We start from the raw sequence: 25399 nt of genomic DNA on the forward strand, positions 1-25399 counted from the left end.
AGCGCAACCGCCAAGCCGCGTGCTGGAGGTTTGATGGACATGGCAGGAAGATCATTTACGTTTGTCAGTGGGGCTGGCTCTCCGCTGTCCGGGCACCTCGAACCGCCGGAAGGGACGCCGCGGGGCTGGGCGATCTTCGCCCACTGCTTCACGTGCGGGAAAGACAGTCGCGCCGCTGTTCACATCTCGCGCGCGCTGTCGCGTGCGGGCATCGGGGTCTTGAGGTTCGATTTCGCCGGGACCGGGATCGGCGGTGGGACGGGAGAACCTGTGAACTTCGCGTCGGACGTCGAGGACCTTCGGGCCGCCGCAAATGCGATGGCGGCGGCGGGCATGTCACCGTCCCTCCTCGTCGGGCACAGCCTGGGTGGCACCGCTGCGATCGTAGCCGCCGCCGACATGCCTGATATTGCGGCGGTAGCGACGATTGGTGCGCCGGCCGACCTTCAGCATATCTTGCGCCTCTTCGGACCGAATGATCTGGACACCATCGCGAGCGAGGGCGAGGCCTCGGTGGAGATTGCCGGTAGGCCCTTCCTCATTCGCCGAGGGTTCCTTGAGGCGGTTGAGGGGATCGACGTCGAGAAGGCCATTGCCTCCCTGCGACGGCCGGTGCTGGTCATGCACTCTCCGCTGGATCAGGTGGTCGGCATCGACCACGCGTCGCGCATCTTCGTCGCGTCCAGGCACCCTAAAAGCTTCATCTCGCTCGACAACGCGGATCACCTTCTCACCGACGTCGCGGACGCGAACTACGCCGCGGCCATGGTGGCGGTTTGGGCGAGCCGCTTTCTCCCACCACTCAGCGCGGATCTTCCGCAGATCGAGGTTGCGGAGGGCGTCGTCGCCACCGAAACTCTTGCAGGGACGTTCCAGCTCAAGGTCCGCAGCGGCGAGCACACTCTGTTCGCCGACGAGCCAGCATCGGTCGGTGGCCTCGGGACCGGACTATCTCCCTACGAACTCGTATCTGCCGGCCTCGCAGCCTGCACGGTGATGACGATGCGTCTCTATGCGAACCGCAAGGGCTTTCCGCTCGAACGGGCGAGCACGACCGTGCAGCACGAGAAGGTGCCGGACATGATGCCACCCGACCGGTTCACCCGCACCATTGTCCTCGATGGGCCGCTGAGTGATGATCAGCGCGCTCGGATCCTCGCGATCGCTGATCGGTGTCCCGTCGATCTGAGTCTCATCCGGGGTTCGGACGTGCAGACCGAGCTCTTGAGCGCCAGTCAGGCTGCGGATCCCGCGAGGCTGGCTTGACCGTGGCGCACACGGAGGAGGGCGAACGGACTGTGAGCCAATCGCCTACCGGCAATAGGGCGGCCGCGACAGAGCGAGCAATTCTCGCAGGCGGCTGCTTCTGGGGCATGGAGGATTTGCTGCGCCGAGCCAGGGGAGTCATTTCGACGCGTGTCGGTTACACAGGCGGAGAAATGCCTGATCCGACCTACGCGAGACATTACGGCCATGCGGAAGCAGTGGAAGTGACCTTCGACCCTTCCGTTCTCGCCTATCGCTCGCTCTTGGAACTCTTCTTCCAGATACATGACCCCACGACCTACGAGCAACAAGGCAGCGATGTCGGTCCGAGCTATCGATCGGCGATTTTCTACACCACCGAAGTGCAGAAGGAAGTCGCCCTCACAACCATCGCGGAAATCGAGGCATCAGGAAGCTGGCCTGGCCCGGTCGTGTCGGAGATCAACCCAGAAGAACCCTTTTGGGAGGCGGAGCCAGAGCACCAAGAATACCTGGTGCGCTATCCTGGGGGCTATAGCTGCCACTTCGTGCGCCCGACCTGGCGGTTGGACCGCTCAGACGAACGCCCAGCTGTAATACTTGACAGAAAGAGTTGATGATGACCGAAACCGTGACTAATCAGGCCGCCTGGCAGAAAGCGCCGGGGCAGCCACTGAGGATCGGTGTCACCGCTCTGCCGCATCTGGCGGCGAACGAGATATTGATCCGCAACGCGGCCATCGCGATCAACCCACTCGACTGGATTCTGCAGGACGTCGCGCTTTTGCCATGGCTCGACTATCCCGCGATTCTCGGCAGCGACGTCTCCGGTGAGGTCGCGGCGGTCGGTGGCGCGGTCGAGCGGTTCAAGGTCGGCGATCGAGTCATCGGACAGGCGGTCGGGACAACCGTAAATCAACCTGCGCAGGGTGCGTTCCAGCACCACACGATCGTGCTGGACCACATGGCGGCGCCGATCCCCAACAACATTGCCTTCGCTGATGCGGCAGTCCTCCCGCTTGGCCTTGGCACCGCCGCAAGCGGGCTCTACGGACGGACACAGTTGGCTCTCGCGCCACCGTTACACTCGCCGACCGCGCGTCCAGAGGTCGTTCTGGTCTGGGGTGGATCGTCGAGCGTTGGCTGCAACGCCATCCAGCTCGCGGTGGCGTCGGGCTACAGGTGCGTCGCCACCGCTTCGGCGCGCAACGTCGGCCTGTTGAAGGAGCTGGGTGCAAGCGAGGTTCTTGACCACTCGAGTCCAGCCATCGTGGAAGACGTGATTGAGGCAATGCGCGGGCGCAGTCTCGCTGGAACGCTTCACGCGACCGGTCACATGAAAGACTGTTTTGCCGTAGTTGCGAGATGCGAGGGCTCGCGCCGGGTGGCAGCGACGCTGGCCCCGCCCGACGAGCGTTCATTTGGAGTCGAGGCGACGCACATCTCCGGGACGAGCCTCAAGGATGACGAGGTTGGTCCAATGATCTACCGCGAATTCCTGCCGCAGGCTCTCGCGGCGCGCACGTTCGTCCCCGCCCCTCCGGCGAAGATCGTGGGCCAGGGCCTTGAAATGCTCCAGGCTGCCTTGGAAGCCCTGAAGGCGGGTGTATCCGCAGCGAAAATCGTCGTTACCCTGCCTTGAGTGACCAGCCAGGCGGTTTTTCGCGTTCGCAGTCTGAGGTGGCCCGCACTTTGCCGATTGGGAAGCTCTACCGGGAAAACGCGTGTGGGACGCGCGCTGCGCTCCTGCCGGAGCATGCGTTCCCGAAACCTGTTCCCGACTGCTTTTCCCCGAAACTACCTATCGGACATAGAGAAATGGGAATGCAGCGAGTGGTTTGAACGGCCGCTTCCGAAACCGCGTTCCGATCAATTGAGCGGCTAAAAGTGGGGCGATCACCGACATATTAGAATGAGACCGCCATGCCCGATCGGCCGGCTTGACGCGTAGCCAAAAGAATGCGGCTGATGGTAGGCTCGCTGACATTATGAAGCCCCGCCATCTGAGCAGCGTTGAGCTGCCGCAATTGCGAGTCTCCTACGCGTCGTCGTTCTTCTCGCGGTCCACACCTCGCTCATGCAATTCGGCATCGACGGGGCAGTTCGTGCAGCCCTCGTAGCAGCACAAGCGGCAGATGCGGTATGACTGCTCGAGGTTTTCCAAGCGATTTCGGAGAACGCGTTCAGCGATGTCCGATAAGGTTTTCAGTTCGTCTGGATTAAGGATCGATAGCCCTTCGGCAATCACTTGATCGCGCGAGGCCAGGACCTCGTCGCTCGCGACCTTGCCAGTTGGAGTAAGATAGAGGGATCGCGCGCGCCCGTCTGTCGAATGCTCCCTACGCTCGATCAATCCCTCGCTTACCAATCTATCCACCAGGCGAACAGTTCCAGCATGTGAAAGGCCCACCCCGATCGCAAGCATACGGATCGAGAGCCCGGGCTTGTGCGCGAGCAACGCCAGCGCTGAGGCGGCGGGTCCAGCTTCCGGCGCCCGCGATGAACTAGCGCGAACGATGTCGTCGCTGATCATGAGTGCGAACGCCCCGAAAATGTTTCGATCTCGAGGTCCATCCATTGCCACATCTATATGTGCGCGGAGCATAGACAGCAAGCCATACCGTGGTCCTCTTCCTCCGCGCGGCTTGTGGAAAATGTCCTGTTTTAGAAGGGTTTCGGAGGATTTCGACTGATCGAGCGCGCCGAAAAAAACGGGTCCGGCTCGTTAAGGCCGCGGAACCGTTGATACCTGGCGGCTATAGGGCAAGCCTTTTCGCTCGGAATCGCCGTAGGTCGCGCCCGAGAATCACTCCGCGTCAGCGCTGTCATCCAGGCCGCGCAGGTGCAGATCAGCGAGACCTAGCTTGCCCCCGGCGTCGCACTTCCATCGTGTCACCGCGCGCGATCACGATTGTATCAATCCCATTGAGGAACAGTCCGTGCTCCACGACGTCGGGGATTGCGGCGAAACGGGCGAAGACCGCGTCGCCATGCAGCTGAGCGCCTCCGGGCTCGATATCGCGACGGAGCATCCATGCCCCGCGGAGGTTCTGCAGGATTTGCACGCCCGCCGTCACGAGAGGACCACAGTCACGAGAGCACAAGCGCCCCTCTGTGGCGGACCGAAGCACGCAGCAGCACGAGGGACGCCGCTAGCAGAACTGCGTCCTTCAGTAGAAACTGCCCTGGTGCAGCCGAAATCGCAGGAAAGCCGCCGGCAGTCTGCTCCGCGACACCTGGAGTGGTGATGAAAAAGGTCAGCGTGATCAGATAGGTCGCTGCTGACATTAGTGCGCCTAGCGCAGAGAAGAGTGGACGAAATGCACCAAGGATCAGAACGAGACCGGTCGATAACTCGATAACGCCGATGAAATAGCTTTGCCCCTGCGTCCCGAACATGCCGAGCCAATTCATGATCGGGCTGTGTTCGATAAACGGGGCGATACCATAGGCCTCGTACGCTGTGAACTTCATCGCGCCGAACCACAGAAATACGATCACGAGAGCCCATCTAAGCAGGCCAAGATCCCTCCGACCGTGCTCGGGGACAAGAAATTCATAACGGTCGAAAATGCTCATCTAAAATTCCTCAACAGTGGTCCCGTGGGAACGTCACGAACGTCGTCTACGTGCTTCGGGCAGGCGTTGCAGTATATGCGCGACGCATATACCATATACTAATAAGCGAGATATGTCGAGCGGCTGGCTCGCGCTTCGCTGCCTCACGAAGCCATCCTCATCGGCGATGCCTTTACCCAGCAAACGCGCGACCTTTGCGGGATTTTGACTTGATGGGGCTGGCGCTCCGGGTGGGCCTATAGCCCGTTGGCAAACGTCCAGCCTGTACGGATGGACGCGGCCCTGGACGAGATAACCATGCCCACCGAAATCGTAGCAGCGATCGGCGAAGGCGCGCTCGCTTATCGAGAGAGCGGCATTCTCTCACTGGCAGATGGCAGAGTATTCTCCGCGTGCCGGCAGTATCGCTATCGCTTGAGCGAGGACAGTGTTGTCGTCGAGTTCGCAGACGGACCTCATATCGGGACGCAGTTCCTCAGCTTGAGTTTCTCGCGGACGGATACCGGGTTGGAAGCGAGTGGCGTCTATGCCTGCGGAGACGACACCTACCATGCAACCTACAGGATTCTGGGGCCGGCGGCCTTTGAAGTGGTCATCATGGTCCAAGGGCCTGCAAAGGCATACGAGCTAGTCAGCCGATATTCCCGGTCGGGATAAATGCTCATGTCAGGAGGGCAAGTCCTCTGTTGCCCTTATCATGGCCGTGAAAGGCAGCGCCGGAATAACTTACCACGCGCTGCAAATCCGAAGACGATTGTCGTCGTCATCAGAAGGTAGGCGACTATCCCACCAGGTGAAAGAGTCGGAACCGCTGCGAGGATCAACCCATCATTCCCGCCGGGTATGAGCGCGATGCCGATACCCATCAATGTGCCGCCGACGACAGATCGCAGAATGCCATTGGCTGTCGGCAGTTGGAGACGCAGATTGCCTTGGCGAAAGGAGGCGGTTAGGGCGCCTGCGATCGAAGAGATCACCGCAGTGAGCGCGACCTCGCCGGCCGGGGACATTCTGAGAGGAAGGGCGCGTTGAATCACGTCTGCGAAGGTCCAGGCCGGCGAGAGTGCATATAGAAGTCCGCCAGTGATACCGAGTCCAATCATCGAAGCGCCGAACGACCAACCCGGCTTTGTTCGCAGAACGCTCTTCGTGGAAACGAAAACGAGTGCCAGCACGAGCACAACTAGGAAGGCTAGGAGAGTAACGAGGCCTGTTGCGCTCGGTTTGGAGATTAAGCTTGGCCATGTTGAATCGTAGCCGAACCTGCCATGGTCGGCAGCCAAGATACCAATCGTTAATCCCAAGGGTAGAGCTAGAAGTCGCATCTCCCCATCCCCAAGCCGCGCCAGCGATCCGAGCAGGCATGTGTCATTAATGAGTGCGCCGAGGCCGAAGGCGATGGCGCCGATGAGCAGGAGGAAATTGATGCTGGTCGAGGGTGCGAGTGTTGCGCCCAGTGTTCCCGTCCAGACTATCGGGACCGCAACCAGGCCTGCCGCTGCCGACGCTGCGAGAAATCCGACGAACATTTTCGGCGGCTGTCTTCTGTGTAACTCATGAGCGGCCACCACTAAACAGGTTCCGCCTTGGTTCGCCGCATATCCGAACCCGAAGGCAAGTACGCATAGAAGAAGTTCGAGCGCAAACGATCCCATTATTTCAAGCCTGCCTGATCATATCGTCAGCCTTCTGATGCGACGTTCCAGCGTGGCGAGCGCCCCGGCTTAGCTTTACCACGGGAAGGCGCGATCCTGCTGTAGCCGCACAGATGGCAAAGGCTGACCGAGCCATCTTTGTCGAAGCCGTTTGCCACAAGGAGCCGCTCCGACAGCATGCCTAGAATGTCGAGGTCATTGGGCGACAGGGGCGAAATACATTCGGAGATCACCTGCTCCCGTGCCTTGAGCAAGGCGTCCGTTATCTTCTTCCCCGAATTGGTGAGGTGAATGAAGCGCGCCCGCCTGTCGGTGATTTGTCTTCGTCGTTCCACCAACTGTTCGCGCTCGAGCCTATCGATCAATCGCACCGTCCCGGCATGAGAAAGCCCGATCGAGGTAGCCAAAACGCTGATCGGCAGTCCGGGCTCCATGCTGAGTAACACCATCACGGCGGTCCCCGGGCCGCTTGGTGAAAACGAGGCCGAGACACTGGCGATGCTGTCTGCAACGGCCAACGCGAGTGCACCTAAATGGTACTTGGCGACCTCAGGCTCCATACCGCAAGAATATATGCTTCGCGCATAGACTTCAAGCGTGTGAAAATGTATGACCGCCGCATGCATCTATGACAGATTCGGACATGGTCATGCTCATTGAGGGGCTCAGCTCGGATTCCACATCTGAGATCAACGGACGTGCTCGTTCCCCAGGCGCTAGCGGGGGTGGGCTCGATGAAAGTGGACGTGCATGGGTGCCGCTCACCGGGCGCAGGCGGTTCGCCGATGAGACCGCCGGTATGATCGGACGGGTCTCATGCCCGACCTGACTCTTGATCTCCGATACCTGAAGTACGCCGTTCAGGTCGCCGAGGCCGGCAGCTTCCGCCGAGCGGCGGAGCGCCTATCGATATCGCAATCCACCGTCAGCCGACGTGTGCAGCTGTTTGAGCGCCAACTTGGCTTTTCTCTCTTCAAGCGTACGCGAGCGGGGGCAGGGCTGACTCCAGAAGGTGAGCGCTTCCTTCAACAAGCGGTGGTGGGAGCGCGCTACCTTCGTAACGCCGCAACGGAGATCCGCTCCGCGCGGAAACTCAAGACCGGGCTCGTGAGGTTTGGAATGCTTGAAGCGTTCCCGGCGTGCCCGATCATCAACATTCTCTCGGCATTCAGAAATAGACATCCGACGATCGAGGTAAAGCTTGAGGAAGGCACTTCAGAAGAAAACACTTTGGGGGTGAAGCGCGGATTACTGGACGCAGCAATCAGCCTGAGTGCGAGCAAGAGCCCTCAGTTCCAAGTTCGACGTCTCTGCGAACCAGATCTGTTCGTGGCATTGTCCCCGCTTCACGAGTTGGCAGCACGGCCACAGCTGTCGTGGGAGGACGTTTGTGACGAAGTCTTCCTCGTTCGCTCGGATGGCGCTGGGCGTGAGCTCGCTGGCATACTCCGGCGCATGGTGGGCGCCGGAGACGGAGCGGTTCAACTCTCGATCCAACAAGTCAGCCGAGAAACCCTGCTGACGATGGTCGAACAGGGCTTCGGCTTGACCATCACCAGCGTGATCTACCGGCCGGATATCGCGTTGATCCCGCTCCCATCGGCGCGGGCGCCGACGGCCGCTATAATTTCTTCCAGTGACAACGACAACCCGACTCTGCCGCTGCTGCTGAAGTGTTTCGACACCCCCTCTAGAGCGGGGACCACGGATTAATCGGCGCTCCCCGGCGTCAACGTTCGCCTGGCTTTGGCGAAGCCACGGTCTGTCGCGATGAACCGTTGTAACATCGGGACGATTAACCGAGCTGGGTCAACAGCGGACTGACCTTGCTCTCGGCCCAATAGGTGGGCGTAGTCAACAAGGTCCTGGTGGAGAGCTGCAGGTAGCTCGACCTGTACCTTAAGCGGCTTGTCGTCCGCGATGGGGCCTAGCTTAAGCTTCGACATCATCACCCTCCATATGGCTCCAGTACCAAGTCTCGCGTCACGAGAACGCGCACGGGAAATCCGGGCCGAATAGTGATCGTGGGCGCGACGTTGAGCTGACGCCTCACAATCTGCTGCCCTGCGTCGTTGATGGTGTCCTGCCCACCGTTCCGGATCGCCTGAACGAGCTGATCGTCGTTGTCGACCGCGAGTTCGGCGCCGACGCTCAGCAGTGTCGACAATCCCGCAGCCTTGGCCAGATCCCACCAATGGTAATCGACGCCATCCTGCAGCCCGGCGAACCCTTCAGCGTCAGCACCAGGCTGGCGCTCGAGAACGATCGAGCGCCCGTTCGGGAAGACGAGCCGAGTCCAGACGAGCAGGACTCGGCTCTGGCCGAACTGCACGTTGTTGTCGTACTGCCCGACCACACGAGTGCCTTGCGGCACAAGCAAGATACGGCCGGTTGGGCTGTCGTAGATGTTTTCGGTGACCTGCGCGGTGATCTGGCCGGGTAGATCGGATCGGATGCCGGTGATCAGCGCCGCGGATATCACTGCTCCCGCCTGAAGGACGTTCGGCGATACTGGCGCAGCGACGCGATCGGGCGCAACCGTCCTGCGATCGGCCGCGGCGTTCAGAAACGCGTTCTGCCGGTCCTGCGCCGAGGGCGTGGCGGGCGGCGGAGCGAGGCCAATGCTCGCCAAATCCGGCACCGGCGCGAGCGCTGGGGCAGCTCCCGCAGCAGCGGGTGTGCCCCGGCTTTCCGATCCGGAGAAGAGACGGCTGGTGCGCGCGGTCTCGATTTCCTGAAGGCGGCGCTGCTCTTCCGGGCTGATGCCGGGATTGGGCGTGGCCGTCCCGGGTGTGGGCACCGGCTGTCCGCGATCCTGGGTACTAAGGATCGGCCGGCCGAGGTCACCGGGAAGAGGGGGACCGAGCTGTGGCACGCCACTGTAATCTCGCGGCAGGCCGGCCAGTCCGTCAGCGGTCGAGCGGTTCTCGGTCGAATAGAGTTCGTCGTTCGGCCGACCGGCGTCGCGGGTCTGAAGCGCGTAGATCAGCGCACCTCCGAGCCCGACGCTGGCGACAAGACCGAGGCCGGCGAGAACCTTCCGCGACAACCGGGTGACGCGGGGCGGTTCGGCCCGCAGCCGCATCGGCGCAGGCCCGACCGGCTCGCCGGTCAGGGGCTGCGCATCGTCGTCCGGCACTTCCTCAATCCGGGGCGGGTTCTCGCTCACGAGGTCGGCCTCCCGTCTGTGCGGACGATCCTGACGCGCTTCTGCTCGCGGCCGGAGCCGAAGCGAAGTTCGGCAGCCGCGAACAGACGATCAACGATCATGTGGTGGCCGCGAACGCGATAGTTCACGAGCTCAGAGGTGTTGCCCTCGGGGCCGACGACGAAGAGTGGCGGCATCTCGCCCTGACCGATGCCGCGCGGAAACTCGATAAAGACCTGGCGTCCGTCGTCGAAGGCGCGCAGCGGCCGCCACGGCGCACGGTCGCCCTCGATCGCATAGCGGAAGTTGACGTTCGCGAGATCGACGCCGCTCGCCACCGGCTGGGCCGCCTGCGCCTCGGCGTTCTGACGGCGCAGCGCAATGAGCTGGTCTTGCGGATACTGCCATGAGACCGACGCCATATAGGTGCGCTCTGTCGAGCGCAGCTCCATGTGATAGGTGCGCATGTTGGTGTTGATGACGAGGTTTGTCATCAGGTCGGCGCGGGTGGGCTTTACTAGGATGTGGATCTGGCGCGTTGCCCCCGATCCGCTCTCGGTGTCGCCGATGATCCAGCGCACTGTGTCGCCGGCGGCCACCGGGCCTGCGCCGACAAGCTGCTCCCCGGGTTGGAGCGCGATGTCGGTGATCTGCCCGACGGCGGTATAGACTTGATAAAGCGCCCCTTGAGTCCACGGGTAGACCTGCATCGAGTTAATGAAGCCGTCGCGCACCGGCTGGACTCGTGCCGCCTCGTTTGCCTGGTTGACGCGAGCGGTCGGATTAGAAGGCTCCGGGGCACGCCGCGTCTCCTCCACACGCTGCAATTGGCCAGGCAGCGGCAGCGGCCGGGGCAGCTCGACCACGGTGACCGGCGCGGGTGGATCGACGGTCTGCACCGCCGGAGCCGCATTGTCGTAGGAAATCTCCGGCGGCGGATTGGTGGTCGCGCAGCCCGCGAGCGCGGTCGCCGCTAGCAGAACGACCGGGAATGCGGCTCTACGGAGAGCCGGGAGTACGTGTGTGTGTGAAGCCGGGTTTCCGGCTTTACGGAAATACGGCTTCATTGCCCAAGCTCCCGTGACCAGTTGATGGCGTTGACGTAGATGCCGAGCGGGTTCGCCCTGAGCCGGTCGGCGTTTCGGGGGATCTGCACGACGATCGTCAGGATCGCGGTCCAGCGCGTGGTCTCGGCGAGCTGGCCATTTTCGTATCGGCGCTCGACCCAGGCGACGCGGAAGCTGTCCGGGGACGCGCGGATGACGCTGGAGACGTCGACAGCGACCTGCTGCCGGCCGACCCGTGTAAAGGGGTCGTTGGAGCGGGCGTAGTCATTGAGCGCCATGGCGCCGCGGTCAGTCGTGAAGTCGTAGGCGCGCAGCCAGGGGTCGTCTCAGAAAACGGAATCTATGGTCACTCCCGTTTTTGCAACACCGATTTTGACGACAAGTTGGCTTGCTTGAATCTATCCGGCGTCTGAATGGGATTTTATTCCCGCGCCTTGATGAGTTCCGCGCCTGATGAACCTCCAGAAAATATACGGCTTCAATGAGCCTTTCCGTTTTACAGGTTCCTCAACAGGCCGGTGGGCCGTTAGTATCATCAATATCAGTATTCGCAAAACCAGATCAGTAATTCTTTAAACCGGTGTATTTCTGCCGTTATGCTACATAAGTTTGCTGTCGTGCCGTTAGGGCCCAGGCTATTCTGGCCAGCTTGTTTGCCAGAGCACAAGTGACGACAAAGTTGCTTTTCCGGCACAGTAAATCCCTGACCCAATCGGCCAATTTGCCAGACTGGTGTTCCAGTTTTTGTATGAATACCCTGGCACATTGAACCAACAAAGTTCGGATCTTTTTATTACCTCGCTTACTAATTCCCAGCAATGTCGTCCTACCTCCCGTGCTGTACTGCCGAGGTACAAGCCCTGTTGCCGCCGCAAAGTCACGGCTGCTGGCGTACTGCTTCCCGTCGCCAATCTCAGTTGAAATAGTACTCGCTGTCAGTGTTCCGACGCAGGGAATGCTCAGCAAGCGCTGTCCAACCTCATCTTCGTCCAACTTTCGTTTCAACTGGGATTCCAAATCTTTAATCTGCTCAACAAGATAGTGATAATGCTGTTGTAATTTCAGCAATAACTGGCTGAGGTAAAGAGGCAAACTATTATCCTCAAGAATGGTACTCAGTCGGCTAATAACGGCAGCTCCTCGGGGAACGCTAATGCCAAATTCCAGCAGAAAAGCATGCATTTGATTGGTTGTTTTTACCTTATCCTGAACCAGGGATTCACGGACACGATGCAGAGCCCGCATTGCCTGCTGAGATTCCGTTCTGGGCTGCACAAAACGCATAGACGGACGCGATGCAGCTTCACAAATAGCTTCGGCGTCGACAAAGTCGTTTTTATTGCTTTTAACGAACGGGCGGACAAATTGTGGTGATATCAGCTTTGGGGAATGCCCCAACTCTTCCAACTTGCGTGCCATAAAGTGAGAACCGCCACAGGCTTCCATTGCGATGGTTGTAGCGGGGCATGTCGCCAAAAATTCGATCAACTTTGGCCGGGTAAATTTTTTACGGTAAACAGCCTTCCCGCGACGATCCTGGCAATGAATATGGAAAGAGTTTTTACCCAGATCGATACCAATGAGCGCAATGTTTTCCATGATAGTTCTCCGAATGAAAGCCTGTCCTCAGCATAATACCGGGAAGGAGGGAGTGACCATCTCATTAAATAAAGCACGCTAAGCCGGTTGCAGCGGCCGTAGCGGCCTGAACTTGCCCGCGCCGATCTTGGCGCTGCTGCGCCAGAGGTAATCGCCGGTCAGGTTGATGTGCTCCCAGCCGAGCGGCGACAGGTACTGCAACAGGCCGTCATCGACGGCTTGACCGTGGCCACGCAAGGCGTTCGCGGCCCGCTCCAGATAGACCGTGTTCCATAGCACGATGGCCGCCGTCACCAGGTTGAGGCCGCTGGCCCGGTAGCGCTGCTGCTCGAAGCTGCGGTCGCGGATTTCCCCCAGGCGGTTGAAGAACACGGCGCGGGCCAGCGCGTTGCGCGCCTCGCCTTTGTTCAGCCCGGCATGCACGCGGCGGCGCAGCTCGACGCTTTGCAGCCAGTCCAGGATGAACAGTGTGCGCTCGATGCGTCCCAGCTCACGCAGGGCGACGGCCAGGCCGTTCTGGCGCGGGTAGCTGCCAAGCTTCCTGAGCATCAGCGAGGCCGTCGCCGTGCCCTGCTTGATCGAGGTGGCCATCCGCAGGATTTCATCCCAATGGGCGCGGACGTGCTTGATGTTGAGCGTGCCGCCGATCATCGGTTTCAACGCCTCGTAGGTGGCATCGCCCTTCGGGATGTAGAGCTTGGTGTCGCCCAGGTCACGAATGCGCGGGGCGAAGCGGAAGCCCAGCAGGTGCATCAACGCGAAGACGTGGTCCGTGAACCCTGCCGTGTCGGTGTAGTGCTCCTCGATCCGCAGGTCGGATTCGTGATACAGCAGGCCGTCGAGCACGTAGGTCGAGTCGCGCACGCCGACGTTCACGACCTTGGTGTGGAACGGCGCGTACTGGTCGGAGATATGGGTGTAGAACGTCCGCCCTGGGCTGCTGCCGTATTTCGGATTGATGTGGCCGGTGCTCTCGGCCTTGCTGCCGGTGCGGAAGTTCTGGCCGTCCGACGATGACGTGGTGCCGTCGCCCCAATGCCCGGCGAAGGGATGTCGGAACTGCGCGTTGACCAGCTCGGCCAGTGCCGCCCCGTAGGTTTCGTCGCGGATGTGCCAGGCTTGCAGCCAGGCCAGCTTGGCGTAGGTCGTGCCGGGGCACAATTCCGCCATCTTGGTCAGGCCCAGGTTGATCGCGTCGGCGAGGATCGTGGTCAGCAACAGGTTTTTGTCCTTGGCCAGGTCGCCTGACTTCAGGTGGGCGAAGTGCCGGGTGAAGCCCGTCCATTCGTCTACCTCCAGCAGCAATTCGGTGATCTTGACGTGCGGTAGGATCATCGCCGTCTGGTCGATCAGGGCCTGTGCGGTATCGGGCACCGCCGCATCGAGCGGCGTGATCTTCAGGCCCGACTCCGTGATGATGGCGTCCGGCAGCTCGTTGGCCAGCGCCATGCGGTTGACGGTGGCGAGCTGCGTTTCCAGCAGCGTCAGCCGGTCATGCAGGTACTGGTCGCAATCGGTGGCCACGGCCAGCGGCAATTCGCTGGCCTGCTTGAGGCTGGCGAATTTCGCGGGCGGCACCAGGTAGTCCTCGAAGTCCTTGAACTGGCGCGAGCCTTGCACCCAGATGTCGCCGGAGCGCAGCGCGTTCTTCAGCTCCGACAGCGCGCACAGTTCGTAGTAGCGCCGGTCGATGCCGGTGTCGGTCATCACCAGCTTCTGCCAGCGCGGCTTGATGAACTCGGTCGGCGCGTCGGTGGGCACCTTGCGGGCGTTGTCGCTGTTCATGCTGCGCAGCACCTCGATGGCGTCGAGTACGTCCTTGGCGGCGGGCGCGGCCCGCAACTTGAGCACGTCGAGAAATTCCGGCGCGTAGCGGCGCAGCGTGGCGTAGCTCTCGCCGATGCGGTGCAGGAAATCGAAGTCCTCGGGTTGCGCGAGCCGCTGCGCTTCGGTGACGCTCTCGGCGAAAGCATCCCAGGACATGACGGCCTCGATGGCGGCGAACGGATCGCGGCCCGCTTGCTTGGCCTCGATCAGCGCCTGGCCGATGCGCCCGAACAGCCGCACCTTGGCATTGATCGCCTTGCCGGATGCCTGGAACTGCTGCTGATGCTTGTTCTTGGCGGCATTGAACAGCTTGCCCAGGATGCGGTCATGCAGGTCGATGATTTCGTCGGTGACGGTGGCCATGCCCTCGATGGCGAGCGCCACCAGGGTCGCGTAACGCCGCTGCGGCTCGAACTTCGCCAGGTCGGCGGGCGTCATCTGGCCGCCCTCGCGGGCGATCTTGAGCAGCCGGTTCTGGTGAACCAGCCGCTCGATGCCGGAGGGCAGGTCGAGCGCCTGCCACGCCTTGAGGCGTTCGATGTGTTCCAGCATGTGCCGCGAGTTCGGTTTGACCGGGGATTGCCGCAGCCAGGCCAGCCACGTCGTCTTGCCGTTGTCGCGGCGCTTGAGCAGATCGTCGAGGCGACGGCGATGCACGTCCGTCAGCGGCTCAGCCAAGGCGTCGTAGAGACGCCGGTTGGCGCGGGTAATCGCTTCGGCGCTCGCCCGCTCGACGGCGTTGAGGGCGGGCACAATGACCGACTGCCGCCGCAGGTGCTCGATCAAGGCTCTGGCCAGCACGATGCCCTTGTCGGTTTGCATGGCCAGCTCGGTCAGCAACTGGACAGCCTGCCGGTAGTGGCCAATCGTGAACGGCTGGAAGCCGAACACCGTTTGCAGCTCGACCAGGTGCTCGCGTCGGGTCTGCTCACGCTGCCCGTACTCGTCCCAGCTTTCGATGCCGACCTTGAGCTGGTTGGCGACCAGTCTCAGCAATGGCGGGAACGGTGGCTCATCAGCGCCAAGGATGACGCCGGGAAAGCGCAGGTAGCAGAGCTGCACCGCGAAGCCCAGCCGATTGGCCGGGCCGCGCCGCTGCCGGATGATGGAGAGGTCGCTTTCGCTGAACGTGTAGTGACGGATCAACTCATCCTTGGTGTCCGGCAACGCCAGCAGGCTTTCGCGCTCGGCGGCGGAGAGGATCGAACGGCGGGGCATGCGGTTTCCTTCTTCTTGAAAACGTAGGTTTGTGACAAGCCCGCCAAGGCAACCGGCGCGGCACGGGAATCAAGGCATTGCGATTCTCGAAAATAGTTCTTGAAATTCTATTCTTGATTGCATATCATCTCAACGAGTTTCGATAAGAAAGGATGCGCATGCGACCGTCTGTTGTGCTTGACATGAAGCGAAGCGCAGTGCGTGAAGCGGTAGGCCGCTTTCGCGCCGCGAACCCGCGCGTCTTCGGCTCGGTGCTGCATGGCACCGACCGGGATGGCAGCGACCTCGACCTGTTGGTCGATGCGCTGCCCGGTGCCACGTTGTTGGACTTGGGCGATTTGGAAGAAGAACTGAAATCGCTGCTCGGCGTTGACGTCGATCTGCTGACTCCCGGCGACCTGCCGCCGAAGTTCCGGGCCAAGGTGCTCGCGGAGGCGCAACCGATATGAGCGAGAACCGCCTGCCCGATTACCTCGACCACATTCAGCAGGCCGCAACCGATGCGCGCAGCTTCGTGGAAGGGATGGCCAAGGACGACTTCTTGGCCGACAAGCGCACCCAGCAGGCCGTCATCATGAGCCTGATCGTCATCGGCGAGGCGGCCACAAAGGTGATGGATGGCTACGTCGAGTTCACCCAGGCGCATGCCGACGTGCCGTGGCGCAGCATGCGCAATATGCGTAATCGCATGGCTCACGGCTATTTCGACATCAACCTCGATGTGGTGTGGGAGACGGTACAGGAATGGCTGCCGGCGTTGCTCCAGCAATTGCCCGCCGTGCGTCAGGATGCCGACGATGAAGACCGTAACGACAACTGTGAAAGAGGGATCTCCGATGACTGTTGAATCGAGAATATTTTCTGTAGCCGAGTATGTTCAGCCGTCCGAAGGCGAGCCTATTCGTTCCGTTGTGCTTGAAACCCGAGACTCAATTATCGTGGTTTGGCATGTCCATCCCGGGCAGGAAATTGCGGCTCACATTCATCCTCACGGCCAAGACACGTGGACTGTTTTGTCGGGAATGGCTGATTACTTTCAGGGCAATGGGATTGTTCGTGCCCTCAGGGAAGGTGAGATAGCCGTGGCAAGACCGGGCCAAGTGCACGGGGCGCGAAATACAGGTACCGAGCCATTTGTGTTAGTCTCGGTTGTGGCATCAGCCAATGCCGGTTTCGTATTGGCTGAGCGATAGAGCCCAATCTCTGGAGTTGGTCCAATGAGCGGTCGGGGAGATAGGTAACAGACATGCAGCGGACACGGCTGCTAAACCAGGTCGCAAACCTCCTTGCGTCGCAGCGTGCCGCAAGCGACGCGATCAATCGAATGGGGTCGGCATGAGACTGAACACCATCCAGTTCCCGACCGCGTAGCCGCCTGTCCTGCCGATCAGGTCTTGACCATCGACGCCTGGGATCAGTCCTGAATGTTCTTGGAGACCACTACGTTATGAGCCGCAGCCGCCGCAAAACACCCATCGTCGGGCACACGACCTGCGGCAGCGAGCGCGAGGACAAGAAGCTCTGGCATCAGCGCTGGCGCACCCGTGAGCGCACGGCGCTGACCAGCGCGTCGCCCGAAGCCCTGAGCGCCCATCTGCCCCTGCTGGAAAACCAGGCCAGCAGCGTCTGGTCGATGGGCAAGGATGGCCGCTCCTACTGGCCCGTCAAGCGCCAGGCCGCCACGGCGGATCGCATCGCCAATCACAAGGGACGCAACCCGCAAGAACGCGCCTCCCTGAAAAAGCGCCTGCTTACACTGTGATTCCTTCAAAATATCTCAACGAAATTTCCCGACACCTGTTTAAGCTATCTTGCTGATATTTCTGTTTTTCGATTTTTGCCGGCGCGATGCCGGCGACGTTGGCCAGCTGCCCCGGGCGCGATACTGAGATCAGTTTCTTTGAACAAAAAAACCGCCTTTTGGCGGTCAGTATTCAGTAGCTGGAACGGTAGTCTCTCCCCCGATTCCAGCGGTCTTGCCAGTGTTCGAGGAATGATTCAGCGAGCTTAGGCATGTTCCAGATCACCACCGCATTCTCCGAGTTTTTCGTTTCGGCCGCTTTGGTGAAATTAAAGCTGCCAGTTTCAACGGTCACATTATCCACGATGATCACCTTGTCATGCTGGATAGGGAAATCACTGTCAGTACGCAAAGGGATGCCGCTGTTCGCTATGTAGTTCATGGCCGCAATGCTGGCGCGCCCCGTATTGCCCCTTTCATCAATTACGATTTTCACATCAACTCCCCGTTTTTTGGCTGCTACCAGTGCTTTCATAATATCCGGGGCGGTAAAAGAATAAGCCATCATCCGTATCGAGGTTTTTGCGGAGTCAATGGCGCTCAGGACGAGAACGCGGGCGCTTCCTTCAGGCGAGTAGCCAACCTGAACGGATGGTTCCACCGCAAAGGCGGGCAGGGCGGCTGTCGTAAATGCTGCGGCCAGAAGCCAGGTTGCTAAGTTTTTCATTACAGGCTCCCGTTCACACACTGCATTTTATATTCAGGGTCAAAATAAATTTCTTTGATTTTCCGCTTTTCCATATGCACCACAACGTCAATGGTGGAGTAGAGCATTCGCATAATATCGCTCATATCGAGCATACGGCCGATAGGGGTCGCCTTGATAAGCAGCCCAATACGGTTAAAGGCATCGCGCGCAGAGTTAGCGTGCGTTGACATAACACCGCCTGGATGGCCGGTATTAAGTGCTTTAAGATAATCCCACGCAGCATCATCCCTAAGCTCAGTCATGATGATACGGCCCGGTGTCAGACGCATACAGGCTCGCAGGGCATCAGTGGCGCTGACGCGGCCGATCTTTCCTGCATCGCCGTACATCATATAAACGGCTTCTACAACGTGATCGACCGTGACTTCGTGAACGTCCTCTAAAATAATTACACGCTCGTCTTTATGTAGCGATTTTAACAGCGCGCGCGTGAGTACCGTTTTCCCCGACCCGGTTTCACCGCAGATCACGATAGTGCGTTTCTTCTCAACGGCGGTTTGCAGGAATGCGGGCCATTTTTCGCTGCTGTGCAGCTCTTTAAGGAAAAAATCATCATCCGTTAGGCTTTGCTTGCTGCCGGTAATCTTCCGGCAGTCACTGAAAATCCCCTCGCGGGTCAGCTGCTCCAGATTTTTATCGGCCGCCAAATCCTTACGAAACGCTACGGCCGTTGTACCGTCAATCACCGCAGGGGGCAGACAGATAACGCCCCTGATCCCGCCAGGCAGGATCACGTCATTAATGGCCTGCATGGTCAGCTTGTTGCTGCTCACCAACGATTTAGCAAGGTTCCTAATAAAATCTGCCGTAATTGCCGCGTTCTGCACAACCCTGCGGCCGCTGAACGTATCACAGATAACTTCCTGAAAGCAGTTAATGCGAATTTCAAAAACAGTAGGATCTTCTAAATACTCGCGCAGTGGGCCAAGTTGATAGAAAGCTGCATCAGTCATGATTACTCCTGAAGAAAAGCGGGCGCTAAGCGCCCACTTTTTTAGTTGTCTGCGAGCGTATAAACGCCGCTGAAATCGAGGTCGCGGGCAACAAAAATGCTCACCGCATCACCCTGCTGATCGTAGAGGGTAGGGGGGATAGACATGTAAGAGCGGAGTGCTTCAGACGCCAGCTGCTCACCGCTGTTTTCTGTACTGTTGTACTGAATGTTATTACTCTGCGTCTGGTTAACCAGCGCCGTTAAGGTGTCAGAGAACAACGAAATCATGATCGCACCACGCAGACGCTCCCACATATGGGTATCCACCTGGCCCGGAATCCCCGCGCTGCCGAGTGAGTTCGTTCCGGCACTGTCAATATTAACGATTGTTCCGTCCTGGTCATTGCGGATACGCTCCCAGAGAACAAACACGCGCGCCTGGCCGTCTTTGATACCACCGGTAATCTGCCCGTCAACCCATGAGCCTTTATCAATCAGCCTAACGAGTCCATCAGCTGAGTAAACGTCCTGTGAAACCCGGCAGGAAACCTGACCCGGAACAGTGGTATCCAGCTCGGTGCCGGTACCACAGGGGATCATTTTGCCTTTCGGAACAGTCAGGCTGGGATTAGCCATGACTCCAGCGCGGCTAGCCTTCAGCCTTGCAGGAGTCAGGTTTTTAGCGAGTGCTGAACTACCTTCGCTTGTTTCGTTGTCCTGGGGCTGCACTCCGGGACTATTGCTTGTAGCCGCCTGATTAGTCTGGGCCAGCTCGCCGCCCAGACGACGCTGCATAGCCAGTTCTTCAGGCGAAGGTTCTTTACGCTTATTAGAGGTACGCGCGCCGGTATTGCTGCTGCCCGCATCTGCATCTGCCTGTGCGGCAGCCTGCACAGCACGGGCATCAGTGGCGCTATTCTGCGCAGTTGCAGGTTTATTAACATCAGGATCGCTGTTAAAGCTGTAGTTTGGCAGTGTATTGGCCTGTTGCGCTTTACCACCGTCTTTATCAGCTTCAGCTTTAGCCGGGGCGCGAATTTTACCCATGACCGTAATCCCGATGAATACCAAAGCAAGCAGCGCCATCAGTATGACAAAGGCTTTCATACCAGGAGCCGAACGGCGGTTACTGCCATTAAATCCGCCACGCTCGCTTTCAAATTCACCGTCTCCGGTGTTTTCATCGAGTTCCTGATCTACATCGACACTTTTACGGGCCATCAGTTATCCTCCCCAATTTGAACCCTGCGCACATCCGGGGAAGCCGTACCGGTTGCTACCGCACCGGCGCCCGGCGCGAAATTATTATTACGAACGCCAACGACTTTATCGCCCAGACGAATACGCCACTCTTTAGCGACGGTTTCCACCTCGATGATGTTGCGGTTCTCACCCACAACATGAGAGTTAGGCAGCGTTTCTTTGCCACTGGCCGAGATCATGTAGACCTGCGGTAACTCCGCATTGGCCGGAAACTCAAACCGGGTAAAGCGGTAGTTATCCCAGACGTGAACCGGCTGGATGCTGCGCATTTCAGGCTGTTCGCTCATTACGTACTGATAGTTCTTCGCCCCCGCAAAAGCCGTCTGCTTCAGCTTCTGCGTAATGCGTTTTTTATCAGCCGCGCTTTTGGCTTTTTCCTGCTGGGGTCGTCTCAGAATTCGGAAAATAAAGCACGCTAAGGCGTAGTCACCCCGTGACTCCCCCGCGCCGATGCAGCGAGCTTCGTTCCGTCTTGCAGTGACGCAATCAGCGGGCAGGAAACGTTCCCTTTCCGCGCATGGCAGGCGCACACCAGTTCAGACAGCACGGCCTCCATGCGTGCCAAGTCGGCCATCTTCTCGCGCACATCCTTGAGCTTGTGCTCGGCCAGGCCGCTGGCTTCCTCGCAATGGGTGCCATCCTCCAGCCGCAGTAGCTCGGCGATTTCGTCCAGGCTAAAGCCCAGCCGCTGGGCCGATTTCACGAACCGCACTCGTGTTACATCCGCCTCGCCATAGCGGCGAATGCTGCCATAGGGCTTGTCTGGCTCCGGCAGCAGGCCCTTGCGCTGGTAGAACCGGATGGTCTCCACATTGACCCCGGCCGCCTTGGCAAAAACGCCAATGGTCAGATTCTCAAAATTAATTTGCATATCGCTTGACTCCGTACATAACTACGGAAGTAAGCTTAAGCTATCCAAACCAAATTTGAAAGGACAAGCGTATGTCTGAACCACAAAACGGGCGCGGCGCGCTCTTCGCCGGTGGGCTGGCCGCCATTCTTGCGTCGGCCTGCTGCCTGGGGCCGCTGGTTTTGATCGCCTTGGGGTTCAGCGGGGCATGGATCGGCAACCTGACGGTGCTGGAACCCTATCGCCCGATCTTCATCGGCGCAGCGCTGGTCGCGCTGTTTTTCGCCTGGCGGCGCATCTACCGCCCGGCGCAAGCCTGCAAACCGGGTGAGGTCTGCGCGATTCCCCAAGTGCGAGCTACTTACAAGCTCATTTTCTGGATCGTGGCCGCGCTGGTCCTGGTCTCGCTCGGATTTCCCTACGTCATGCCATTTTTCTATTAATCACAGGAGTTCATCATGAAAAAACTGTTTGCCGCCCTCGCCCTCGCTGCCGTTGTTGCCCCCGTGTGGGCCGCCACCCAGACCGTCACGCTGTCCGTGCCTGGCATGACCTGCGCCTCTTGCCCGATCACTGTCAAGCACGCGCTTTCCAAGGTTGAGGGCGTGAGCAAGACCGACGTAAGTTTCGACAAGCGCCAGGCCGTCGTCACCTTCGACGATGCCAAGACCAACGTCCAGAAGTTGACCAAGGCGACCGAGGACGCGGGCTATCCGTCCAGCCTCAAACGCTGATCCGTTAACCGAACTCGGGAGCGACACATGGGACTCATCACGCGCATCGCTGGCAAAACCGGCGCGCTCGGCAGCGTCGTTTCCGCGATGGGCTGCGCCGCCTGTTTTCCTGCCATCGCCAGCTTTGGCGCGGCCATCGGACTGGGCTTCTTGAGCCAGTACGAGGGGCTATTCATTGGCATCCTGCTGCCGATGTTCGCCGGCATCGCGTTACTCGCCAATGCTATCGCTTGGCTCAATCATCGACAGTGGCGACGCACGGCGCTCGGCACGATAGGCCCGATCTTGGTGCTGGCAGCGGTGTTTTTAATGCGGGCTTACGGCTGGCAGAGCGGTGGACTGCTCTATGTCGGCCTGGCCTTGATGGTTGGGGTGTCGGTCTGGGATTTCATCTCGCCAGCACATCGCCGCTGCGGGCCGGACAGCTGTGAATTGCCAGAACAACGTGGCTGACGGCAACAGCCGTAGCCACCACAGAAAAGGAAAAATACATGACCACCCTGAAAATCACCGGGATGACCTGCGACTCGTGCGCGGCTCACGTCAAGGAAGCCTTGGAGAAAGTGCCCGGCGTGCAATCGGCGCTGGTGTCCTATCCGAAGGGCACAGCGCAACTCGCCATTGAGGCGGGCACGTCATCGGATGCGCTGACTACCGCCGTGGCCGGACTGGGCTACGAGGCAACGCTTGCCGATGCGCCACCGACGGACAACCGCGCCGGCCTGCTCGACAAGATGCGCGGCTGGATAGGGGCCGCTGATAAGCCCAGTGGCAACGAACGCCCGTTGCAGGTCGTCGTCATTGGTAGCGGTGGAGCCGCGATGGCGGCAGCACTGAAGGCCGTCGAGCAAGGCGCGCAGGTCACGCTGATTGAGCGCGGCACCATCGGCGGCACCTGCGTCAACGTCGGTTGTGTGCCGTCCAAGATCATGATCCGCGCCGCCCACATCGCCCATCTGCGCCGGGAAAGCCCATTCGACGGCGGCATGCCACCCACACCGCCGACGATCTTGCGCGAGCGGCTGCTGGCCCAGCAGCAGGCCCGTGTCGAAGAACTCCGTCATGCCAAGTACGAAGGCATCCTGGACGGCAATTCAGCCATCACCGTTCTGCACGGTGAAGCGCGTTTCAAGGACGACCAGAGCCTTATCGTTAGTTTGAACGAGGGTGGCGAGCGCGTCGTGATGTTCGACCGCTGCCTGGTCGCCACGGGTGCCAGCCCGGCGGTCCCGCCGATTCCGGGCTTGAAAGAGTCACCCTACTGGACTTCCACCGAGGCCCTGGCGAGCGACACCATTCCCGAACGCCTTGCCGTAATCGGCTCGTCGGTGGTGGCGCTGGAGCTGGCGCAAGCCTTTGCCCGGCTGGGCAGCAAGGTCACGGCCCTGGCGCGCAATACCTTGTTCTTCCGTGAAGACCCGGCCATCGGCGAGGCGGTGACAGCCGCTTTCCGTGCCGAGGGCATCGAGGTGCTGGAGCACACGCAAGCCAGCCAGGTCGCCCATATGGACGGTGAATTCGTGCTGACCACCACGCACGGTGAATTGCGCGCCGACAAGCTGCTGGTCGCCACCGGCCGGACACCGAACACGCGCAGCCTGGCATTGGAAGCGGCGGGGGTAGCCGTCAATGCGCAGGGGGCCATCGTCATCGACAAGGGCATGCGCACCAGTAGCCCGAACATCTACGCGGCCGGCGACTGCACCGACCAGCCGCAGTTCGTCTATGTGGCGGCAGCGGCCGGCACTCGTGCGGCGATCAACATGACTGGCGGCGATGCGGCCCTGGACCTGACCGCAATGCCGGCCGTGGTGTTCACCGACCCGCAGGTCGCCACCGTGGGCTACAGCGAGGCGGAAGCACATCACGACGGGATCGAGACCGACAGTCGCCTGCTAACACTGGATAACGTGCCGCGTGCGCTTGCCAACTTCGACACAAGCGGCTTCATCAAGCTGGTCATCGAGGAAGGTAGCGGACGGCTCATCGGCGTGCAAGCGGTGGCCCCGGAAGCGGGTGAACTGATCCAGACGGCGGTGCTCGCCATTCGCAACCGTATGACCGTGCAGGAACTGGCCGACCAATTGTTCCCCTACCTGACCATGGTCGAAGGGCTGAAGCTCGCGGCGCAGACCTTCAGCAAGGACGTGAAGCAGCTTTCGTGCTGCGCCGGATGAGGAAAAGGAGGTGTTCAATGAGCGCCTACACAGTGTCCCGGCTGGCCCTTGATGCCGGGGTGAGCGTGCATATCGTGCGCGACTACCTGCTGCGCGGATTGCTACGGCCGGTCGCGTACACCACGGGCGGCTACGGCTTGTTCGATGACACCGCGTTGCAACGGCTGCGCTTTGTACGGGCTGCCTTCGAAGCGGGTATCGGCCTGGACGCACTGGCGCGGCTGTGCCGGGCGCTGGATGCTGCGGACGGTGACGGTGCGTCTGCGCAGCTTGCCGTGTTGCGGCAACTCGTCGAGCGTCGGCGCGAGGCCCTGGCCAGCCTCGAAATGCAACTGGCCGCCATGCCAACCGAACCGGCACAGCACGCGGAGAGTCTGCCATGAACAGCCCAGAGCACTTGCCGTCTGAGACGCACAAACCGATCACCGGCTACTTGTGGGGCGCGCTGGCCGTGCTCACCTGTCCCTGCCATTTGCCGATTCTCGCCATTGTGCTAGCCGGCACGACGGCCGGCGCGTTCATCGGGGAGCACTGGGGTATTGCAGCCCTCACGCTGACCGGCTTGTTTGTCCTGTCTGTGACGCGGCTGCTGCGGGCCTTCAAGGGAAGATCATGACCGCTTCCCAGCCAGCCGAGAGTGGGCAGCTTTGAGCTTCGCTACCAATCTGGAGGAGTACCACCATGAACGCAAACGCCCCGAACACTGCCAGTTGCACCACCTGCTGCGAATGCTGCAAAGAAATTCCGCTCGATGCCGCCTTCACCCCGGAAGGCGCGGAATACGTCGAACATTTCTGCGGGCTGGATTGCTATGAACGCTTCCAGGCACGCGCCAAGGCCGCGACAGAATCTGACATTGCGCCTGTCCCTGGCGGTTCGCAGCCGTCAGATTGAGGCATACCCTAACCTGATGTCAGATGTTGAGCACAAACAACGTCAGAGTAGGGTATTAATTTATATTTATTGATACATTCAGCCAAGGGTAATAGATTTCATCCTGACATTTTTACCTTTGGAGGCATCTTGCAAGGTCAACGTATCGGCTACGTTCGCGTCAGCAGCTTCGACCAGAATCCTGATCGACAACTGGAACAAATAGAAGTCGGCAAGGTATTCACCGATAAGGCTTCAGGCAAGGACACACAACGTCCCGAACTTGAAAGGCTGCTGGCCTTCGTCCGCGAGGGCGACACCGTGGTGGTGCATAGCATGGACAGGTTGGCACGCAACCTTGATGACCTGCGCCGCATCGTCCAAGGGCTGACACAACGGGGCGTGCGCATGGAGTTCGTCAAAGAAGGGCTAACGTTCACCGGCGAGGACTCACCGATGGCCAATCTGATGCTGTCGGTCATGGGAGCCTTTGCTGAGTTCGAGCGCGCTCTGATCCGCGAACGTCAGCGCGAGGGAATCGTGCTGGCTAAGCAGCGCGGGGCCTACCGGGGACGAAAGAAATCGCTGAACAGCGAACAAATTGCCGAGTTGAAACGGCGAGTTGCGGCAGGCGACCAGAAAACCTTGGTGGCCCGTGACTTCGGCATCAGCCGCGAAACCTTGTACCAGTACCTGCGGGAAGACTGACCATGCCACGCC

The 25399-nt window shown here is 60.0% G+C and carries 29 protein-coding genes and 3 pseudogenes; 17 read left to right on the forward strand and 15 right to left on the reverse strand.

Annotated elements, in window-relative coordinates; translation table 11 throughout:
• Positions 1–33 precede the first annotated feature (33 nt).
• From HV314_RS26180 to HV314_RS26190, 3 genes are all read left to right on the forward strand, one after another.
• Positions 34–1266, forward strand: coding sequence for a bifunctional alpha/beta hydrolase/OsmC family protein (locus HV314_RS26180; protein WP_045269764.1), 1233 nt, complete (start codon positions 34–36; stop codon positions 1264–1266).
• Between the two features lie 107 nt (positions 1267–1373).
• Positions 1374–1862: a peptide-methionine (S)-S-oxide reductase MsrA gene (gene msrA, locus HV314_RS26185; RefSeq protein ID WP_045269765.1), complete on the forward strand. Its 489-nt coding sequence runs from the start codon at positions 1374–1376 to the stop codon at positions 1860–1862.
• Positions 1862–2887, forward strand: coding sequence for a zinc-binding alcohol dehydrogenase family protein (locus HV314_RS26190; protein WP_004357654.1), 1026 nt, complete (start codon positions 1862–1864; stop codon positions 2885–2887). The genes msrA and HV314_RS26190 overlap by 1 nt, the downstream gene beginning before the upstream one ends.
• Before the next feature lie 396 nt (positions 2888–3283).
• On the opposite strand, the gene HV314_RS26195 is transcribed toward HV314_RS26190, so the two are convergent.
• Positions 3284–3778 carry a MarR family winged helix-turn-helix transcriptional regulator gene (locus HV314_RS26195; protein WP_004099028.1) on the reverse strand — a complete coding sequence of 165 codons (495 nt, stop codon included), beginning with the start codon at positions 3776–3778 and terminating at the stop codon, positions 3284–3286.
• A 557-nt stretch (positions 3779–4335) separates the two neighbouring features.
• On the reverse strand, positions 4336–4824 hold the full coding sequence (locus HV314_RS26205) for a YkgB family protein (protein ID WP_004099027.1): 489 nt from the start codon (positions 4822–4824) through the stop codon (positions 4336–4338).
• A 297-nt stretch (positions 4825–5121) separates the two neighbouring features.
• Between HV314_RS26205 and HV314_RS26210 the strand changes: the two genes are divergently transcribed.
• A complete protein-coding gene (locus HV314_RS26210) occupies positions 5122–5481 on the forward strand; it encodes a DUF6314 family protein (RefSeq protein ID WP_166479491.1) in 360 nt (119 codons plus the stop codon).
• Positions 5482–5519: 38 nt separating this feature from the next.
• Here the strand turns inward: HV314_RS26210 and HV314_RS26215 are convergent, their stop codons facing one another.
• Together HV314_RS26215 and HV314_RS26220 are read right to left on the reverse strand one after the other, a co-directional pair.
• Entirely contained in the window at positions 5520–6479 is a 960-nt protein-coding gene (locus HV314_RS26215) for a YeeE/YedE thiosulfate transporter family protein (RefSeq protein WP_004099025.1), read from the reverse strand.
• Positions 6480–6505: 26 nt separating this feature from the next.
• The gene (locus HV314_RS26220) at positions 6506–6928 is read right to left on the reverse strand and encodes a MarR family winged helix-turn-helix transcriptional regulator (RefSeq protein WP_223296479.1); all 423 of its coding nucleotides are present in this window, start codon (positions 6926–6928) and stop codon (positions 6506–6508) included.
• 367 nt (positions 6929–7295) lie between these two features.
• Here HV314_RS26220 and HV314_RS26225 point away from each other — a divergent pair, with 367 nt between their 5' ends.
• Positions 7296–8192, forward strand: coding sequence for a LysR family transcriptional regulator (locus tag HV314_RS26225; protein WP_011191354.1), 897 nt, complete (start codon positions 7296–7298; stop codon positions 8190–8192).
• Here HV314_RS26225 and HV314_RS26230 read toward each other — a convergent pair.
• The 6 genes and pseudogenes from HV314_RS26230 to HV314_RS26255 all read right to left on the reverse strand — a co-directional run bounded on the left by HV314_RS26230 (position 8189) and on the right by HV314_RS26255 (position 15338).
• Entirely contained in the window at positions 8189–8425 is a 237-nt protein-coding gene (locus tag HV314_RS26230; RefSeq protein WP_026227538.1) for a DUF2274 domain-containing protein, read from the reverse strand. The two genes, HV314_RS26225 and HV314_RS26230, sit on opposite strands and share 4 nt — an antisense overlap.
• A gap of 2 nt (positions 8426–8427) precedes the next feature.
• A complete protein-coding gene (locus HV314_RS26235; protein WP_011191355.1) occupies positions 8428–9648 on the reverse strand; it encodes a TrbI/VirB10 family protein in 1221 nt (406 codons plus the stop codon).
• Positions 9645–10694, reverse strand: coding sequence for a P-type conjugative transfer protein TrbG (gene trbG, locus HV314_RS26240; protein WP_011191356.1), 1050 nt, complete (start codon positions 10692–10694; stop codon positions 9645–9647). The genes HV314_RS26235 and trbG overlap by 4 nt, the downstream gene beginning before the upstream one ends.
• Positions 10691–11011, reverse strand: a pseudogene (gene trbF / locus HV314_RS26245) (conjugal transfer protein TrbF); the annotation flags it as partial. The gene trbG and the pseudogene trbF, both read right to left, overlap by 4 nt.
• 277 nt (positions 11012–11288) lie before the next feature.
• Positions 11289–12293: an IS110-like element IS4321 family transposase gene (locus tag HV314_RS26250; RefSeq protein WP_000427623.1), complete on the reverse strand. Its 1005-nt coding sequence runs from the start codon at positions 12291–12293 to the stop codon at positions 11289–11291.
• Positions 12294–12371: 78 nt separating this feature from the next.
• Complete coding sequence (locus HV314_RS26255) at positions 12372–15338, reverse strand: Tn3-like element ISPa38 family transposase (protein WP_032640605.1); 2967 nt, start codon at positions 15336–15338, stop codon at positions 12372–12374.
• 158 nt (positions 15339–15496) lie between these two features.
• Here HV314_RS26255 and HV314_RS26260 point away from each other — a divergent pair, with 158 nt between their 5' ends.
• The 4 genes from HV314_RS26260 to HV314_RS26275 all read left to right on the forward strand — a co-directional run bounded on the left by HV314_RS26260 (position 15497) and on the right by HV314_RS26275 (position 17100).
• The gene (locus HV314_RS26260) at positions 15497–15787 is read left to right on the forward strand and encodes a nucleotidyltransferase family protein (RefSeq protein WP_001247892.1); all 291 of its coding nucleotides are present in this window, start codon (positions 15497–15499) and stop codon (positions 15785–15787) included.
• Entirely contained in the window at positions 15784–16185 is a 402-nt protein-coding gene (locus HV314_RS26265; RefSeq protein ID WP_001293886.1) for a HepT-like ribonuclease domain-containing protein, read from the forward strand. The genes HV314_RS26260 and HV314_RS26265 overlap by 4 nt, the downstream gene beginning before the upstream one ends.
• Positions 16175–16531 (forward strand): cupin domain-containing protein, encoded by a 357-nt coding sequence (locus HV314_RS26270; protein ID WP_000215515.1) that lies wholly within the window; start codon positions 16175–16177, stop codon positions 16529–16531. Before HV314_RS26265 ends, HV314_RS26270 begins: the two co-directional genes overlap by 11 nt.
• Positions 16532–16785: 254 nt before the next feature.
• Positions 16786–17100 (forward strand): hypothetical protein, encoded by a 315-nt coding sequence (locus HV314_RS26275; RefSeq protein WP_000091613.1) that lies wholly within the window; start codon positions 16786–16788, stop codon positions 17098–17100.
• Between the two features lie 172 nt (positions 17101–17272).
• Here the strand turns inward: HV314_RS26275 and HV314_RS26280 are convergent, their stop codons facing one another.
• The 5 genes and pseudogenes from HV314_RS26280 to merR all read right to left on the reverse strand — a co-directional run bounded on the left by HV314_RS26280 (position 17273) and on the right by merR (position 20916).
• Positions 17273–17806, reverse strand: a complete 534-nt coding sequence (locus HV314_RS26280; RefSeq protein ID WP_000792636.1) for a phospholipase D family nuclease — start codon at positions 17804–17806, stop codon at positions 17273–17275.
• Positions 17806–18801 carry an ATPase, T2SS/T4P/T4SS family gene (locus HV314_RS26285; protein WP_012561144.1) on the reverse strand — a complete coding sequence of 332 codons (996 nt, stop codon included), beginning with the start codon at positions 18799–18801 and terminating at the stop codon, positions 17806–17808. Before HV314_RS26285 ends, HV314_RS26280 begins: the two co-directional genes overlap by 1 nt.
• Positions 18802–18842: 41 nt before the next feature.
• Positions 18843–20003 (reverse strand): type IV secretion system protein VirB10, encoded by a 1161-nt coding sequence (gene virB10, locus HV314_RS26290; protein ID WP_012561145.1) that lies wholly within the window; start codon positions 20001–20003, stop codon positions 18843–18845.
• A pseudogene (locus tag HV314_RS26295) lies at positions 20003–20428 on the reverse strand (TrbG/VirB9 family P-type conjugative transfer protein); the annotation flags it as partial. The gene virB10 and the pseudogene HV314_RS26295, both read right to left, overlap by 1 nt.
• 32 nt (positions 20429–20460) lie before the next feature.
• The gene (gene merR, locus HV314_RS26300; RefSeq protein WP_001166628.1) at positions 20461–20916 is read right to left on the reverse strand and encodes an Hg(II)-responsive transcriptional regulator; all 456 of its coding nucleotides are present in this window, start codon (positions 20914–20916) and stop codon (positions 20461–20463) included.
• Between the two features lie 71 nt (positions 20917–20987).
• Here merR and merT point away from each other — a divergent pair, with 71 nt between their 5' ends.
• The 8 genes and pseudogenes from merT to HV314_RS26340 all read left to right on the forward strand — a co-directional run bounded on the left by merT (position 20988) and on the right by HV314_RS26340 (position 25387).
• On the forward strand, positions 20988–21338 hold the full coding sequence (merT, locus tag HV314_RS26305; protein ID WP_031623830.1) for a mercuric ion transporter MerT: 351 nt from the start codon (positions 20988–20990) through the stop codon (positions 21336–21338).
• A gap of 15 nt (positions 21339–21353) precedes the next feature.
• Positions 21354–21629 (forward strand): mercury resistance system periplasmic binding protein MerP, encoded by a 276-nt coding sequence (gene merP / locus HV314_RS26310; protein ID WP_000732275.1) that lies wholly within the window; start codon positions 21354–21356, stop codon positions 21627–21629.
• 27 nt (positions 21630–21656) lie between these two features.
• Positions 21657–22082 carry an organomercurial transporter MerC gene (gene merC / locus HV314_RS26315; RefSeq protein ID WP_000522996.1) on the forward strand — a complete coding sequence of 142 codons (426 nt, stop codon included), beginning with the start codon at positions 21657–21659 and terminating at the stop codon, positions 22080–22082.
• Positions 22083–22120: 38 nt separating this feature from the next.
• Complete coding sequence (gene merA / locus HV314_RS26320) at positions 22121–23806, forward strand: mercury(II) reductase (RefSeq protein ID WP_181548136.1); 1686 nt, start codon at positions 22121–22123, stop codon at positions 23804–23806.
• Between the two features lie 17 nt (positions 23807–23823).
• Positions 23824–24189, forward strand: a complete 366-nt coding sequence (merD, locus tag HV314_RS26325; RefSeq protein WP_001277466.1) for a mercury resistance co-regulator MerD — start codon at positions 23824–23826, stop codon at positions 24187–24189.
• Positions 24186–24422, forward strand: coding sequence for a broad-spectrum mercury transporter MerE (gene merE / locus HV314_RS26330; protein WP_001087807.1), 237 nt, complete (start codon positions 24186–24188; stop codon positions 24420–24422). Before merD ends, merE begins: the two co-directional genes overlap by 4 nt.
• A gap of 50 nt (positions 24423–24472) precedes the next feature.
• Positions 24473–24700, forward strand: a pseudogene (locus tag HV314_RS26335) (DUF3330 domain-containing protein); the annotation flags it as partial.
• A 129-nt stretch (positions 24701–24829) separates the two neighbouring features.
• Entirely contained in the window at positions 24830–25387 is a 558-nt protein-coding gene (locus HV314_RS26340) for a recombinase family protein (protein WP_001162010.1), read from the forward strand.
• Positions 25388–25399: the final 12 nt, after the last annotated feature.

Origin of the sequence: Citrobacter sp. RHBSTW-00887 (assembly GCF_013728095.1) — a bacterium.
In the GTDB taxonomy this organism is placed as follows: Bacteria; Pseudomonadota; Gammaproteobacteria; order Enterobacterales; family Enterobacteriaceae; genus Citrobacter; species Citrobacter braakii.